13 protein-coding genes and 1 CRISPR repeat array are annotated in these 16625 nt (G+C 37.4%); all 13 genes read left to right on the top strand.

Annotation, left to right across the window (positions count from 1 at the left end; all coding sequences use genetic code 11):
• Positions 1-7: 7 nt before the first annotated feature.
• The 13 genes from MM214_RS09725 (at position 8) to MM214_RS09665 (ending at position 14897) form a co-directional block, all read left to right on the top strand.
• On the top strand, positions 8-562 hold the full coding sequence (locus MM214_RS09725) for an RAMP superfamily CRISPR-associated protein (protein WP_241294788.1): 555 nt from the start codon (positions 8-10) through the stop codon (positions 560-562).
• Positions 559-1992, top strand: coding sequence for a hypothetical protein (locus tag MM214_RS09720; protein ID WP_241294786.1), 1434 nt, complete (start codon positions 559-561; stop codon positions 1990-1992). Before MM214_RS09725 ends, MM214_RS09720 begins: the two co-directional genes overlap by 4 nt.
• Positions 1989-3578: an RAMP superfamily CRISPR-associated protein gene (locus tag MM214_RS09715; protein ID WP_241294784.1), complete on the top strand. Its 1590-nt coding sequence runs from the start codon at positions 1989-1991 to the stop codon at positions 3576-3578. Before MM214_RS09720 ends, MM214_RS09715 begins: the two co-directional genes overlap by 4 nt.
• A 1-nt stretch (position 3579) precedes the next feature.
• Complete coding sequence (locus MM214_RS09710) at positions 3580-4005, top strand: TIGR04423 family type III CRISPR-associated protein (protein WP_241294782.1); 426 nt, start codon at positions 3580-3582, stop codon at positions 4003-4005.
• Positions 4006-4007: 2 nt separating this feature from the next.
• A complete protein-coding gene (locus MM214_RS09705) occupies positions 4008-6425 on the top strand; it encodes a TIGR03986 family type III CRISPR-associated RAMP protein (protein ID WP_241294780.1) in 2418 nt (805 codons plus the stop codon).
• Positions 6426-6517: 92 nt separating this feature from the next.
• On the top strand, positions 6518-7609 hold the full coding sequence (locus MM214_RS09700; protein WP_241294778.1) for a Card1-like endonuclease domain-containing protein: 1092 nt from the start codon (positions 6518-6520) through the stop codon (positions 7607-7609).
• Positions 7610-7621: 12 nt separating this feature from the next.
• The gene (csx2, locus tag MM214_RS09695) at positions 7622-8884 is read left to right on the top strand and encodes a TIGR02221 family CRISPR-associated protein (protein WP_241294776.1); all 1263 of its coding nucleotides are present in this window, start codon (positions 7622-7624) and stop codon (positions 8882-8884) included.
• A 4-nt stretch (positions 8885-8888) separates the two neighbouring features.
• Positions 8889-9239: a hypothetical protein gene (locus tag MM214_RS09690; RefSeq protein ID WP_241294774.1), complete on the top strand. Its 351-nt coding sequence runs from the start codon at positions 8889-8891 to the stop codon at positions 9237-9239.
• Positions 9240-9241: 2 nt separating this feature from the next.
• Positions 9242-10654 (top strand): ATP-dependent DNA helicase, encoded by a 1413-nt coding sequence (locus MM214_RS09685; RefSeq protein ID WP_241294772.1) that lies wholly within the window; start codon positions 9242-9244, stop codon positions 10652-10654.
• Positions 10655-10774: 120 nt separating this feature from the next.
• On the top strand, positions 10775-11770 hold the full coding sequence (cas1, locus tag MM214_RS09680; protein ID WP_241294770.1) for a CRISPR-associated endonuclease Cas1: 996 nt from the start codon (positions 10775-10777) through the stop codon (positions 11768-11770).
• Positions 11767-12795, top strand: coding sequence for a CRISPR-associated primase-polymerase type B (locus MM214_RS09675; protein WP_241294768.1), 1029 nt, complete (start codon positions 11767-11769; stop codon positions 12793-12795). Before cas1 ends, MM214_RS09675 begins: the two co-directional genes overlap by 4 nt.
• A gap of 6 nt (positions 12796-12801) precedes the next feature.
• Positions 12802-13284 (top strand): CRISPR-associated endonuclease Cas2, encoded by a 483-nt coding sequence (gene cas2 / locus MM214_RS09670; RefSeq protein WP_241294766.1) that lies wholly within the window; start codon positions 12802-12804, stop codon positions 13282-13284.
• Positions 13281-14897: a DUF7017 domain-containing protein gene (locus tag MM214_RS09665; protein ID WP_241294764.1), complete on the top strand. Its 1617-nt coding sequence runs from the start codon at positions 13281-13283 to the stop codon at positions 14895-14897. Before cas2 ends, MM214_RS09665 begins: the two co-directional genes overlap by 4 nt.
• A 143-nt stretch (positions 14898-15040) precedes the next feature.
• Positions 15041-16610: a CRISPR direct-repeat array (repeat unit 37 nt; unit sequence GTCAGAGTACCACATCCACTAAAACAAGGATTAAGAC).
• Between the last annotated feature and the right edge of the window lie 15 nt (positions 16611-16625).

Raw genomic sequence — 16625 nt, 5'->3', positions numbered from 1 at the left:
TCCCGCAATGAAAACAATAAAATTTTCTATTCAATTTTATGGGTATTGGCATATCGGCTCTGGTCTCTCAGGGGGGACAAAAGCAGATAGTCTTGTTTTAAAAGATCATAATAAGCTCCCGTATATTCCAGGCAAAACAATTAAAGGGCTTTTTAGACATGCAGCAGAGGAATTAGCTGCCTTATCAGAGTCCTACTTAGATCAAGATATGGTTCAGAAAGCCTTTGGAACTTTTGGATATTCGGAAGATAGTGGCTCTAAACTATTTTTCTCTGATGCGCAGCTTTCTTCAATACATGCAAAAGAGATCCTCTCCCTAGGCCTTTCAGAATCTCTTTATGAGGTTATTTCTTCAACCAAAATAGATGAATTAGGTGTGGCAGAAGATAAAAGTCTACGCCAAATGGAAGTGACCATTCCACTTACCTTATATGGCGCAATTACAGATTTTGAAAGCAAATATTATGAACTGCTCAGCAAATCTGCCACTATGATAAAATACCTTGGTCTTAATAGAAATAGGGGATTAGGAAGATGTGAAATTAAAGTGTTTGAATCATGAAAATCTATCAATATACCTGCACACTAGAGTCCGACCTTATTATTTCCTCCAAGGCGGCAACGGAAGGTCAATCCCAATCCTTGGATTATATACCAGGGTCAAAATTTTTGGGTATAGTAGCGAAAGAGCTCTATAATCGGCATGCTACAGATCTCTTCCATAATGGAAAGGTAATATTTGGTAATGCGTATCCCAGGATCAATGGTGGCAGCATGATCCCAGTTCCTGCAGCATTTTATTTTCCCAAAGGGAAATCTTTGGGAGAGGAAATTTTATTACCAATGAATCTTAAGCCCAATGCTAAATATGTAGATAAGGATGGGAAAGAAATCCAGCCGAAACAGGCAAGAGGAGGCTATTTTAATTGGTCTGAAAAAACGCTTTTCAAACCTGAACAAAATTTCAAACTCAAATCAGCCTTTGATTCGGTAAAAAGGAAGTCCGCAGATGGGCAAATGTTCGGTTATTTTAGTCTTCCCAAAGGACTCAGCCTATATTTTACAATACATGATTCTACCGACCAATATGCAGAAATTATTAGGGAAAAACTTGAAGGGTTGAAGCAAATAGGGAGATCGAAATCAGCTGAATATGGCCTGGTGGATATCAAATTCGAAAAAGAGATTTCGGAACTATTAGTTTATCGCCAAGAAGCAGGTGAAGAACTTGTTATTTATGCTTTTTCTGACTTATGTTTCGTTGACCAATTTGGGCTATTTACTGCAATGCCTACATCGAAGGATTTAACAGGTAGTGAAAAAAATGAAATTATTTGGGAAAAATCGCAGGTTAGGAGTCGAAAATATCCAGTATGGAACGGAAAAAGACAATCGAAAGATTCAGACAGGATAATAATAGAAAAAGGTTCCGTATTCGTTGTTAAAATCAATGAAGCAGTTCCCGAAAATTTCTTTACTATGGGAATTGGAGTCTTAAGATCTGAGGGGTATGGCCAGGTCTTGGTTAATCCTCAATTTCTACCGCAGGAATCTGACAGGATAGATGCCGTCTTAACAAAAAAATCTCAAGAACAACTGTTTTCATATCCCGATGTAGGGAGTGCTTCTGAATCTTTCCTGCTTGCGCTTAAAAACAGGAGATCATTTGCTGATCTTGATAGGCAGGTCAAACAGGAAGTGGATCAGTTTATTGAATTAAACAAAAAAATACTTTTAGATCCAAGTAAGAGTCAGTGGGGTACAATACGTGGTTATGCAAAACAATCCAAAAACTTTGATTCTTTTTTCACTATGACATTTGAAGAAGAGTTTGGATTTATCAATAGAGGCAGATCTGAAAATCAATGGAGAAATGCCGGGCCAGTCCTTATTGAAAAAGTGAAATACTTAAAGAAAGAGAAAGGAGAGGCTTTTACTATGGATTTTATTCAAAAGTTATCAACCGAAATGCCAAAACAGAAAGAATCATGAAAGTACTCACGCATAGATTTTTAGCCCAAATAACTATTGAAGCTTATTCGGCATTTGCAATTAATTCCGGAAAAGTTGGGCTTCAAAATGATAACATGGTTGCGAAAGATGGAAATGGTTTGCCTTATTTACCTGGCACTTCAATTGCAGGAGTTCTTCGCCATGCCATTGATAAAGCATTAGAAAATGAACTATTTGGTACCAGTGGAACGGGGAATTCCAAAGCTGGAGAATCAAAAGATGGGTTTGGGAGTAGGCTTATCATAAGTCCAGGATTATTAGTAGGCAAGGAAGGAAAAGTAGTTGAAGGTCTTCTTGCTATTGATTTCGAAGATCCTTTTTATTCATTATTTAGGGCTTTGCCTTTGAGAGACCATGTTAAAATTAATAGCAGTGGCTCAGCGGAAAAAGGCGCTAAATATGATGAGGAACTGGTTTTTAAAGGTACAAGGTTTGTTTTTGAAATCGAACTGAAAGGTGTTAAAGAAGATCAAAACTCGTGGGAACAGCTACTTGGGTTATTGGAAACACCTGACTTCAGATTAGGAGCAGGAACAAGAAAAGGTCACGGAGAATTTAAAATTATCCATGAAAGGAGTACCCAGCGTGTCTTTGATCTTTCGCAAACCTCGGATCTGACAGCGTATCTGTCGAAAACCGTTTCTCTTAATTTACCTATTCCTAATGGAGTAAAACTAAATACAGGAAAAGGTCAGTCTTTAAAAGGCTGGAAAAAATACGAGCTTCAGCTCAAGGCAAAAGACTTTTTCATTTTTGGAGCAGGTTTCGGGGATGGAGATGTTGACCACATTACAAAAAGAGAAAAAATTATTTCATGGGTAAATCACTGCCCTAAAATCTCAGATGAGGAGTTTATCCTGATACCTGCAACTTCAATTAAAGGAGCATTAGCCCATAGAGTAAGATTTAATTTCAGTAAAAATATTGATGACTATATCGAGAGTCCAAAAGATGTATATCGTCCCTATGCCACCGTCGATGAGGAAAAAATTCTTACAGAATTGAAAACGATTGCAAGTTTGGAAAATTTGGAGCTATATACCTCTGATGATGTTTTTACGGAGCTTGAAAGTAAAATCCGGGATTTTGATCCTTTTAAATCCCAATCCTGGATTTCTTTCGAAAATCAGCTCAAAGATGAAGCTGCAGTAATTCTTAAAATTGGAGACCAAAGTGAAGAATCTAATTTGGCCATAAAGACTCTTTTTGGGTTTGCAAATAACCATTCACAGGAAGAACAAAAATCCTCTGGAAAAGGGAATGTCATCATACAGGATGTTTATCTCACCTACAAAAAAGAAAATGATAAGGTTTTCAATCATGTAAAGATTGATAGGTTTACTGGTGGGGCGATAGATGGCGCGCTTTTTCAGGAGAAAGCTTTTTATGGAAAAGATCAACCTATCGATCTAGATATTTTTGTTAAAAAAGAAGCTTTGGAAGATCCAAAAATTAAAAAAGCTTGGGAAGATACGCTTGAGGACCTAATTCAAGGTGGAATTCCTCTCGGAGGTATGACTACAAAAGGTCATGGATTTTTCACTGGAACAAAAAAGGAAAACTGAAATGAAAAAAATCACAGCAAACGATATAGATTACAACAAGTCCTACTCAGGTTACCTTTGGTATTCGGATGAATCCAAACCCAAGATTTTTAATTCTGATATTCTTCAGAGTTCAATGTTAACTACTTTACCTTTTATTCTTGAGGGGTATCTCTATTGTCCTGACGAAGGTGGGGTGTGCATTAACATTAAAAACATCGATGGAGAATACCATATTCATCAAGTCAACTTGAGTGATACGGATCAAAATCAACTTGAACGATTTAGCTTTTTAGCTTCAGCACCATTTGAAAATATTGGTATTAAAAAATTTAAAGCTATCCAATATTGGAAAGCTGAAAAAGATGAACTCTGCGATGGGATGGAAGTCTTAAAACCCTCTTGGATTGTTTTTGAAGGATTTGAATACACTACTAGCCATAAATAACTATGATTACTGCACCGTACAATTTTGTTCCTCTGAATGACCATATTGTAACTCCTTACTGGGGGTCTTCAATTTCACATGATAAACCATTTATTGATTCCCAGTCTGGAGTTTTGAATGTTGAAATTATAGCTAAGAGTCCGATTTTCGTCAGAAATGGGGAGATTCGAAAAAAAGATAAAGACGGAAAGGATATTATTAGTCCTGATTTCAATCAGTTTAGATCCAATTACTTTATCCCTGGTTCCTCTATCAAAGGGATGCTTCGTAATTTTATTGAAGCCATGACCTATGGAAAGATGGAGGATAAGGTCAATGATGTGAAATATTCGGTTAGGGACTTTAACAATAATGTTATTTATCCAAAAAGTGATATTTCAAAGGATGTTCAATGTGGTTGGTTAAGATTTGATGGAGTGAAATATTTTCTAACGCCTTGTGGTAGGCCGGGTAGAATCTCACATAAAAGTTTGGATTTAATTTCTGGTCCATCAAAAATTTCGGAATACTATCAACAGAGCTCCAATATTAATTCAGACAAAAAAAAGTCTGCGAAGGCAAAATATGATGCTTTCCCATTCAAAAAGGATGGATATTCATTTAAGTATGAATCTGTTGATGAACCTGAAGATGGCATAGGTAGGGAAAAGTATATCATTGATGAAACTGGTCAAGGGACAAAAGGCACTATTGTGTTTACTGGCCAACCTGGAGTCCGAAAAGAAAAGGAAAACCAAGGGAAGCAATACGAATTCATCTTCTTTAACTATAATAACCCTGAAATTCCTCTTGAGAAAGATGAGGAAGGCAAACCTCATGAAATAATAAGAAACTTGTTTCATGCATATTATGATCATGACAAAGGGCAGCAAAAAGATGATTGGAAATGGAGAAAAGCCCAACTGTTAAAAGGGAAGTCAATACCTGTATTTTTCCGTCTTAAGGATTACAAAAAGGCCCCTACAGCCAATAATCTGCTGGATATTGGTCTCGCTTTACTTTATAAGATTACGTACAATTTCTCTGTTAAAGAAAGTATTCAGAACTATCAAAAATCCGAAAAATTACTATCACCTGATTTCGCAGATTGTCTTTTTGGGTACATCAAAAAAATCGGAAAAAATAAGTTTGATTCCCTTAAAGGTAGAGTAATGATCAGTCATGCCTTTGCAGAAGAAGGTTCTCATCCACTTCCACAGAAAACAGACGTGCTAGGTGGTCCTAAAGCTTCCTATTACCCGAATTACATTCAACAAAACATCAAGGACGGACAAGGTAAAATATCAGGAAACTATTTCACTTTTAAGGATCAAAAAGGCAGAATAAGAGGTTGGAAAAAATATCCGGTAAGGCTTTCAGATCCTGTTTCAAATCCCGCTCCGATTATCAAAGGTAAGGCTAATGAAGATGTGGCTAGCAAATATTCTCCTCTTGCGAAGGGGACCAAATTCACATTTAAAATCGCCTACCATAACCTGCGTAAGGAAGAACTGGGAGCGTTGATTTCTGCACTTACCTTTCATGGTAATGAGGGCTATTATCATAATATCGGAATGGCTAAACCGCTAGGGTATGGGAAGATTTCATTGTCAATTCAAAACAAAGAGAAAGATGAATTAAATTCTCTTTTGAAAGAATTTGAATGTTTTATGAACTATGCTTTAACCCCCAAAGGGATATCCTGGATTGATTCTCCTCAGGTTAAAGAGTTGTTTTCCATGGCCAAACCTTCCGAGAAAGGGGATAAGATCTTGAAATATCAGAAGATGGATATGGAAAATAGGATTAACGACTTTAATCAGGCAAAAAAGGATAGCTTAGCACTGCTAGATTTTTCTAAAGTAGTTGATCCTGTAATAATTTCGGGTAAAGCCTCTGCACCGGAAATTGAACAAAAGAAAGCTTTTCATACAATACAGGCATCTTATTATGAGTCGTTAACTTCTAAAGGAAAGGAAGATCCTACTTTGCCTTATAAATTGTCTATTGAGAATGAGTTAATGAAGATTATTTCGGGTCAGAAAGAGATCCTGATTGAAATGCTCAAAGAAAAACGAGATCAATTAAAACAGGAAAAACTAAATCAGATAGCACAAAAAAATCTGGAAATTGATCAAGCAAGAATTTTAGGAAAACGAAGCAATTCCATCAATTTGGATTCGGTTAAATTGAACTCGCGAGCCTTTGATAGTTTGGAAAAGGCTATGAAGATTTTTCAGGTCAAATTTAAAAATGGGCCTCTTGAGGAGGAACAAGACAGAGAAATTCTGAAGGCCAAATTGAAGGAAATCTTTTCAGTGTTACCAGAGAAGGAAAAAATAAAATGGAAAGATTCCATCTGGGAGAGTAATCAATATTATAAAAAGATATCAAAATGGATAGGAGATAGTGAAACCAAAAAAGTTCTTACTGAAAACTAGTCTATCAATTTTAAATTCTGCCGTCCCGATGTCCCATTTGGGACGGTCTTACTCATTTTAAACTCAACTTATTTAACACATTAACACCCATTATGCCCCACCTCGTCTCCATCATCTCCGATCAGGCTGTGCCTAATTTGTTGTTTATAAAGCAATTTACACAGCCTGATTCACATTTCTATTTTATTTCGAGCCAGGAAATGGAAGAAAAGCAAGCAACAAGAAATCTGAAAGCTGCTTTAAAACTTCCTGAAAAAAAATGTCATACGATCATCATAGATGCCAATGATGCACTTCTGGTTTTTGATCAATTGAAAGGTCATGCATTTCCAAGTGATGCCGAATACTTAATAAATCTTACCGGCGGTAATAAATTAATGTCTCAAATGGTCTTCCAGCATTTTATGGATTTTGATTCCAAGATGCTTTATGCGCCCATAAATGCGTTTAATTACCAGCAATTATTTCCAGAAGTTATATCAATTCCAAAAAACACCAAGATTAAACTGACACTCAATGAATATCTATATGCTTACGGCTTTGAAATTATGAGTGAGGTACCATATTTTGAAGGCACTCCAAAACCCTCAGTACTTTTTCAAAAGGTTTTAAATGCAAGCGAAGCTGGAAGGGTACCTGAGATAGCTAAAACTTATAATCCTGAATACAAGGAGCCTGATCGAAATTATCTACAAGGAAACTGGTTTGAATTTTATTGCTACCACTTTTTCAAGCAACTTTTTCAGCTCGATGATTCACAAATTTCTAACAGCGTTGGGTTGAAAAAAATTGGAAGTCCAGTAGCGTATGAGCATGATAATGAATTTGATATCATGTTCGTTCACAATAATGATTTACATGTTTTTGAATGTAAAGTTTATAAAAATGCAATTTACAAAAAGGAAAAATTTCAAGAGCCTATGTACAAGCTAGCGTCCCTTACACAGAAGTTTGGCTTAAAGTGTAAAAAGTATTTAGCTATTTTGGCATCCCTTCCTGAAAAAACAGTAACAGAAGAACAGCTTGATCATCTACGGAGCAATCTTGGAATTAATAAGATAATTACTTTGGAGGATTTTAAGATTCATAGAAATGAAGCAATCTTAAATCAAAGACCAATAGAGTATTTAAGCTTTCATGATAAAATCAATGTTTTAAAAGAAAAGTTTAATTCTAAAAATTAAAAAAATAAGTATATGTCAAGAAAAATATTTTTATCGTTTTTAGGTATAGGAAGATACGAAGTCACTCGATACTATTTTGATGAACAAAAAGAAGTTTTCTATGATACTCCTTTTGTTCAAGAAGCTTTAATGAAATTTTTATTAAAAAAGGAGTTTGATGTAAATCCTATAATTTTCATTACGAAAGATGCGTATAAAAACTGGTTGCCAAATGCAAACAACGAAGGTCTTAAATATTGCTTATCTCAGATCAATTCAGATTTCTCATCTTCTGATATTGAAATTTCCAATGGTAAATCTGAGAGAGAGCTTCTAAATATATTTCTTTCAGTTTTTGAAAATTTGAATGAAGGTGATGAGGTGTTTTTTGATATCACACATGGATTTAGATCCCTACCAATGTTAGCCCTAGTTCTTCTTAATTATGCTAAGTTTTTGAAGGGAGTTACTATTCGAGGGATTTATTATGGGGCTTTTGATGCTAGAGAAACTGTTGATGGAGTTAATTGGTCGCCTGTATGGAACCTATCTTATTTTAGTAAAATCCAAAGTTGGGCAAGTGCAGCAAATCAATTTTTACAAACTGGTAATGGATTAATGCTTTCTGATTTGATAGAAGAAGAAGGTTTATCAAATCTCAAAAATGGTATTGCAACCTTCACCAAAGAAATTTTGGTTAATAGGGGGCCTTCCATTTTTTCTGGAAAAACACAATTATTAATACAGAGAGAAATAGAAGTTTTAGACTTCCAAGACCAAGAGCCTTTAAGATTAATTCTTGATAAAGTGAAGAAACACTTTAGTTCGTATAAAAAAGATTCAATTTTGAATGGGTTGAATGCTGTCGAATGGTGTGTTGAAAATGGTTTGATTCAACAAGGTGCCACATTATTGGAAGAATTCTGTACTACTTATACCTTAATTCAAATACAAAAGGAAATCTATTTTCAAGATTCAGAAGTGAGGTCAATAGTATCTGCGGCCATTACTAATTCGCCAGAAAATTATAGGTTTTTCTATACAGAAATATTTCCTGATGATTTTCCTTTAGAAAAAATGGAGAGTCACAAGAGACTTTATTCAATTGAAAAAGAAATAATACCCCTGATTCATTCTTTAAATAATTTTAAAAAGCTAAAACAGCTTGTAAATGATATTAAAAGTTCTGTACGCAATGATATTAACCATGCTGGATATCGAAATAATCCTAAGGACTATGACTCGTTTAAAAAATCACTTGAAAAAAGGTATAAGCATTTTTTAAAAATAATGTAACCCCATGCTCCTCAACCTCTCCAACCACCCCTCTTCTTCTTGGCCAGCTAAGCAAATATCCCTTGCCAGCAAATTATATGGGGAAATCCAAGATATCCCATTCCCGCAGATAGACCCCTTGATGGATGAAGCAGGGATTCAGGCTTTAGCCTTAGATTACCTGCATCAAATCCTTGCGCTCCAACCAAAAGCTGTTCACCTGATGGGCGAGCTGACCTTTACTTTTGAATTGGTTCAACTGCTCAAAAATCATGGCATCACCGTCATCGCTTCTACTACCCACAGAAGTACGGTGGACCTACCTGATGGTACCAAAAACGTCAAGTTTGAATTTATCCGCTTCAGAAACTACTGAGTATGGCACAGGATTTCCAACTCACCACCCAGCAGCAACAGGCTTTCTACCAAATCCGGCAGTTTTTAGAAGAGCCAAAGCAGGCCTTCTTTATCCTCAAGGGCTATGCTGGCACAGGTAAGACCAGCTTACTGCAGCATTTGGCCAAACACCTGGATAAGTCAGAGACACAGTTTGCACTTCTTGCTCCCACTGGTCGGGCTGCGGCAGTACTCAGTGCCAAGACAGGCTATACAGCCAAAACACTCCACTCGGAACTTTATCATTTCAAAGACATAGACGGTGATGCACCGCCTGAAAAGGAAAAAACTAATGTCGATGACTATGGACAGATGCGACTCTTATTTGAAATCCGCAAACCGGATGAAGCTTCGGAAAAGGTCTATATCGTAGATGAAGCTTCCATGATCGGAGATGAGCGCAATGATGAAAGCTCCTTTGCTTCCTTCGGTACGGGTCATTTACTCACGGATTTCTTGACTTTGGTGGGGGAAAACAAAGTAATCTTTGCAGGAGACCCCTGCCAACTCCCTCCAGTAGGGAGTCTGGAAAGTCCTGCGCTGATGGAGGGGTTTTTCAGAAAGTTGGGTAAAATGGTCTTTTCTTATGAAATGACCCAGATTTTGCGGCAAAAACAAGACTCTGAAGTACTTAAGCTGGCCACGCAGATCCGCAGGATGACAAGTACTCCTTTCAAAACCAAATGGGTCAAAATACCTGCAAGAAACGGGCAGTGGATTCAGCTAGCCGGGTTTGATAGGATGAAGGAGCTTTATATCACAGACCTGCTGACCAATGGATCAGATCAGACCATAGCCATCAGCTTGAGCAACAAAAACTGCCACCAAATCAACCTAGAAGTACGTAATCGCCTGTATGGGAATGCCTACAAACCTCTTCAAAAGGGCGACCTGCTGATGGTCACCCAAAACAATTACCTCGTCCCCCTGACCAATGGAGACTTTGTAGAGGTTATCGAAGTGGGACATGAAGAAAATGTCAAAGGGATAAGTTTCATTCATGTGACAGTGAGAGCCCGCCTTAGCGGCAAATCTCACGAGACCTTACTTTGCCTTGAGCCTTTGCACAACGGCAGTACTAATTTGAGCCTAGATCAGCAACGCTTGTTGATGATAGATTTCAGTCAAAGGATGCGATATAAGAAGATCCGACCTAAGACTGAGGCCTATTATGCCGCCATGCAAAAAGACCATATACTGAACAGTCTTAGGGCAAATTTTGGCTATGCAGTCACCTGTCACAAGAGCCAGGGAGGAGAATGGGAGAAAGTCTACTTTTTCCTTAACAAGGGCATGTATGTCATGAACCCACCAGAACTTACCCGATGGTGGTATACAGGCATTACTAGATCCAAAGAGCGCTTGATCCTTGCTCAAGACTGGTGGATAGGCTAATCCAACCTCTGGGGTTTTATAAACCCCGAAGGTTTTTAAACTAAGTTAGAAGCACAAACTTTTCCAAAGTTCCAAAAATTTGGAAAAGTTAAGAGAGTCAACATCAAACCCAACATAACCATGCACCTAGTCATCAATACTTACGGAGCTACTTTACAAAAAGAAAATAACCTTTTTGTAATTACTACACCCGAAGGCAAGCAAACCTTCCCACCAGATATAGTCAAAAGCATCAGTATTTCCAAGTCAGCCCGCATCACCAGTGATGCCATCATCTTGGCTATCAAACATCAGGTGGAAGTACTTTTTGTGAATGATTTGGGTAATCCAGAGGGGCGTGTATGGAGTGTACAATATGGCTCCATTAGTAACATAAGGAAAGCACAAGTGAATTTTCTGTATTCGAAGGCGTCTTTACCATGGGTCAAAGAATTGATCTATCAAAAACTTGACTCACAAGTAGCGCTTTTACTAACCCTACATCCAGAGGAAGATCAGCAGCAACTTTTTAACTTTTTCAAATCCAGTATCAATAGCATAGAAGATTACAAAAAGAAAGTCAAAGACGTAGAAGGAGAGTTTATCTCTGATGTAGCTCCTACCATCAGGGGCTGGGAGGGGGCAGCAGGAAAAAGATATTTTCAGAGTATAGCAAAGCTTATGCCCGCTAGCTTTAGTTTTGATGCTAGAGATAGACAGCCTGCCAAAGACCCATTTAATGCATTGCTCAATTATGCCTATGGAATTCTTTATGGGAAAATTGAAGGAGCCTTGATCAAAGCAGGAATCGACCCTTATGTCGGAGTCTTTCACAGAGATGATTATAATAGGCCTGCACTGGTATACGATATTATCGAAAGGTATAGAACATGGATGGACTATGTAGTGATACAGTTATGTTTAGCAGAGGCTTTCCCCTTAGAAGCTTTTGACCAGGAGAAGCCTGATACAGCCTTGTTGCTAGGGCCTCTTGCCAAAAGAATATTGATACAATCTGTCAATGACTACTTAGGAGAAATCATCCTGCTCAATGGTAAATCCCTGAGCAGAATTTCTCATATTGATGATGATATGCACAAGCTGGCTAGATTTTTCACTCAAAATGCAAGCATATGATCAGGTTAGGCAAGCATGTCACACAAGCTGCAGATCAATTGATCGATATCAGCATAGAGAAGTTTTACAAAGCCTTGATCAATTCTAACGGTGAAGTTGCTTCTTTGCAACGTAAGCTACAAGCTATCAGAGCTATGGATCCTGCCCAATACAGGAGACTGAAGACCACACTGCCTTATGTGGTCTGTGCCCAGTTTCACCCCAAGGTCAGGCGTAAAGAAAACTTCCTCTTTGCTGATAGATTTCTGATCGATATCGACCATATAGCTGAAAATGATCTCGATATAGCTGCGCTAAGAGAAAAGCTGAAAAAAGATAATAGGGTAGAGTTGATGTTTGGATCTCCAAGTGGTGATGGACTAAAGGTGCTTTTCAAGATTGATCCAAAAATCACAGATTCGGCATACTATGTCTTATTTTATAAAGCTTTTTGTATCCAGTTCAACCATGAATATCAGCTTGGAGCCGCTTTGGATCTTAAGACCCATGATGTGAGTCGTTGTTGTTTTGTAAGCTTCGATCCAGAGGCTTACTATAACCCTGAGGCTACCCCATTGCATCCAGAAGCATTTGTTCAGAAAGATTCGTTTTTTGAAATGGAGCAAATTGAAAAGAAAGCCAAAGAAATAGAAAAGCAACATATAGAAGTCAAAAGAGAAACTGTAAATGTGGAGAAGGTCAATTCAGGTCAGGACCTTCCTTCAGAGGTCTTAGCTTTTATCAAAGAGAAAACAGGACAAAAGTCTAGGAAGCCGAAAGAAAAGCAATACGAGCAGCCCGATGAACTAAATTGGGTAATGGATAGTCTGCAGAGCTTCCTAGCTGAGATCAATGCTGAAATTGAACATGTGAGGCCTATAGCTTATGGGAGACAAGTGAAAGTTCGATCTGGACACATTTGGGCTGAAGTCAATGTGTTTTTTGGAAAGCGGGGAGTGAGTATCGTCGGTACCACCAAGACAGGTAGCCACAAAGAATTTGGCAAAACACTTACTGAATACCTGAAAGCTAGTTTTGATACATAAAAAGTTATGCCTAAACCGCCCAAAAAGGAATTTGACCTCAAAGCCAAAATTCAGAAGATCAGAGATTCTGGAATCTTGGCTCAGCCAGAAGAAAAAACTTCAATTAATCCAGAGGATGAACTACTTCCCCTTTCTGGTAGGATTGAGAAAATCCTAAACATATTCCAAGGTAAACCCCAAAAAAGTACCTCAATGAACTATTTAATCATGTATGATATCCAAAACAATAAAGTCAGAACACTTGTAGCTAAATACTTGCTAAAGAATGGATGTGTTAGGGTACAAAAGTCTGTTTTTCTTGTACATTCTGATCATAAAAAATTCGAAGAGATCAAGCAGACTTTAATAGAGATCAATGATATCTATGAGAATCAAGATAGTATTATCCTAGTCCCACTAAATATTTCTGATGCAAGGAGCATGAAGCTAATCGGGCAAAATGTAAATATAGAACAGATTATCGATCCACCGAACACCGTATTTTTATGAATCAACAACATCTCAAACAGTTAAGGGCAGAAAATAGATTTGAAGAGTCTTATAAACTCACAAGAAATGAACTTGCAAACAGAAAGCATGACATCTGGGCAAGGAGAAATCACAGCTGGTCTATTTACTATCTGATCAAAAAACACGTTCAAGCGGGGCAAACCTCACAAGCCAAAAACTATTTGAGCGAATTTTTAGCACTTCAAATGCCCGATGATGAAAAATTGCTTTATGAAAGGATGAATTATTTCCAAAAAGTTTTGGATCAAGGTTATCTGCATGTCAAGCAATTGGTCACTGAGGGCAAGTTTGAACAAGCCTTCGAGTTGGAGTTGAAAAATGAGAGCCCAGATGTTGAGCAACTTTCTTGGATTGTATATTATACATTAAGATCCTTCAATAAGGATACAAAAGCAAACTTATCCTTGACGAAAAAGTTGCTCCATGGTCTAATGGAGAGATATAAGCCTTCAAAAAAGCTAGTAAGTAGGCTTCTTTTACAAGAATTGGTTAAAACGCCTCCTGAATTTTGGATAAATGAAAATCAATCCATTTTTCTTGAAAAAGCAGGCTTTTTTGATATTCTAGAGGAAGATGATTTTCAAAAGCAAGAATGGGAAGGTAAGAAGATCATTTCTTTGGCAGAGCGATTACATATTAGTTATTCCAAAGCCTTGCTGCGTGAAAATGCTCCTGAAGAGAAAATTTTAAATTACATTCAAGAGCTAGTAGAGCCCATTTTGGAAAAATATCCTGCGATGCTTTATGTGCCCTATTTCAAAGCCAAATTACTTTTGGGTACAGGAGATAAGCAGGCAGGGGTTAGGTCATTTTTGCCTTTTGCTAAGAAAAAAGCTAGTGAGTTTTGGGTTTGGCAAGTATTTGCTGAAGCCTATGAGGCACAAGACGATCTTTATTTCTCTTGTCTGTGTAAGGCTATGACTTGCAGAACCAAACCAGAGTTCCTTTTGAACATACAAGAAAAACTAATTTCATATTTGATAGCTAAGGAACAGTATGCTGGTGCCAAATCGGAGCTTGAAAAAATGATCAAACTGCGTGAGCAGCATGGCTGGGGGATGAGGTCTTATCACCGAAAGTACCTGGAAGCACAATGGTATGTAGGTAAGGTTTCTATGCCTGTCCGATACCAAGAAAATTTATCAAAAGCAGAGGCTTTATTGGGTATCAAGCCTGACAAGAAGCTTTCTGTAATAGTCTATCATGTAAATAGAGAAAAGAAGACGTTTAGTTTTTTGGTAGAAAATGGGAAAGCAGGATTTGGTAAATATACCCAAAAGCCTGAATTATGGAAGGTGTATGTTTTAGAAGGAAGTTTTAGCAAAGGAGATTTTTTTCAAGTCAAGCATTTTACAGCGCATAGCACTCAAGAACACGCTCTTCTGCAATCTGTGACTGGAAAATTCACTAAGCAAGATCACAATCCATTTGGATTTGTAGACGGCAAATTCGTAGATCCTAGATTGACAAAAGAATGGAATCTAAAGCATAATGATTGGATCAAAGGCAAAGCTGTATTGGCTCCTGTCAAAGGTAAAAGGGAATGGGCTTGGAAGATGATAGACTTACAAAAAACAGAAAAAAATGAGTGAAAAAGACTTTTGAAAACGCCAAAAAATAGCTTAGCTTTGAACTATTCAGCGGGGAATATGAAGTTTATTTTCGTAAAACTAAAAATTTTTGACACGATTTTAATTTGTAACATATTGAAATTCAGTCAAAACTGGAGTTAGCTGTCAGAGTACCACATCCACTAAAACAAGGATTAAGACTCTGTCCCAGCGCTCTATCTCCGCACCATCAGCCGTCAGAGTACCACATCCACTAAAACAAGGATTAAGACCTAATATTTGAATTTGAGGCTTAGTAAATTCTTTGTCAGAGTACCACATCCACTAAAACAAGGATTAAGACCCTTTCTTGGGATCTATATGTATAATTGTTCCTGTGTCAGAGTACCACATCCACTAAAACAAGGATTAAGACGGAGACCCAATGCTTGTACCGATCATCCCGATCGGTGTCAGAGTACCACATCCACTAAAACAAGGATTAAGACAAATAAGTTTTTTTCTATTTGACACCCTAGAGCTATGTCAGAGTACCACATCCACTAAAACAAGGATTAAGACTCAATTCTTTTTAATGCTTTCATCTTTCAATTCTTGTCAGAGTACCACATCCACTAAAACAAGGATTAAGACGCCAAATTCGCAATTTCACTTATGCTATCAATTAATTGTCAGAGTACCACATCCACTAAAACAAGGATTAAGACAATCTAATTGGAATTTTATTTCCAATATATCAGGAGTCAGAGTACCACATCCACTAAAACAAGGATTAAGACGACGTCCTTCTTCAGTGGACATGTCCACTATCTCCACTGTCAGAGTACCACATCCACTAAAACAAGGATTAAGACTACTTCATAAGGTCTGGTTAGGGAGTGTCTACCTGAGTCAGAGTACCACATCCACTAAAACAAGGATTAAGACTTTCGCAGTACTAATTTGCACATCGTATTGTGCTTTGTCAGAGTACCACATCCACTAAAACAAGGATTAAGACAGGTCAGAGTGGAGAGTTTCATACTCCTTCGTAAAAGTCAGAGTACCACATCCACTAAAACAAGGATTAAGACAGGACCCGAAGGTCTCCACTGAGTCTCCATCGATAGTGTCAGAGTACCACATCCACTAAAACAAGGATTAAGACGCTGTACTAACCCATCGTACATTCTTATTAGGAGAGTCAGAGTACCACATCCACTAAAACAAGGATTAAGACTTGTTTGACTAATTTCTTCATGTTTTTTTATTAGATTGTCAGAGTACCACATCCACTAAAACAAGGATTAAGACCCCTTAAAAAACCTCTATAAAGACCTTTTTCATGGGGTCAGAGTACCACATCCACTAAAACAAGGATTAAGACAATACCGAGAGTAAATCGTTATGGTTTTAGCTCTATTGTCAGAGTACCACATCCACTAAAACAAGGATTAAGACTACCCTTATGTGGACTAATCCAGCTATTCCTGATTTAGTCAGAGTACCACATCCACTAAAACAAGGATTAAGACGTTACTATAAATGTTTTCATGTTAGTTTTTTAGTTAAGTCAGAGTACCACATCCACTAAAACAAGGATTAAGACTATATCTTTTTTAGATATTACATCTTTCTTTTTAAAGTCAGAGTACCACATCCACTAAAACAAGGATTAAGACCAAATAGCTCAATATCATACTTTTCATAATACCATTGTCAGAGTACCACATCCACTAAAACAAGGATTAAGACAATTCTGGTGCACTT

Origin of the sequence: Belliella kenyensis (assembly GCF_022549675.1) — a bacterium.
GTDB lineage: Bacteria > Bacteroidota > Bacteroidia > Cytophagales > Cyclobacteriaceae > Belliella > Belliella kenyensis.
The sequence above is the reverse complement of the archived record's forward strand: the minus strand, read 5'-3'. Positions and strand labels throughout refer to the sequence as shown.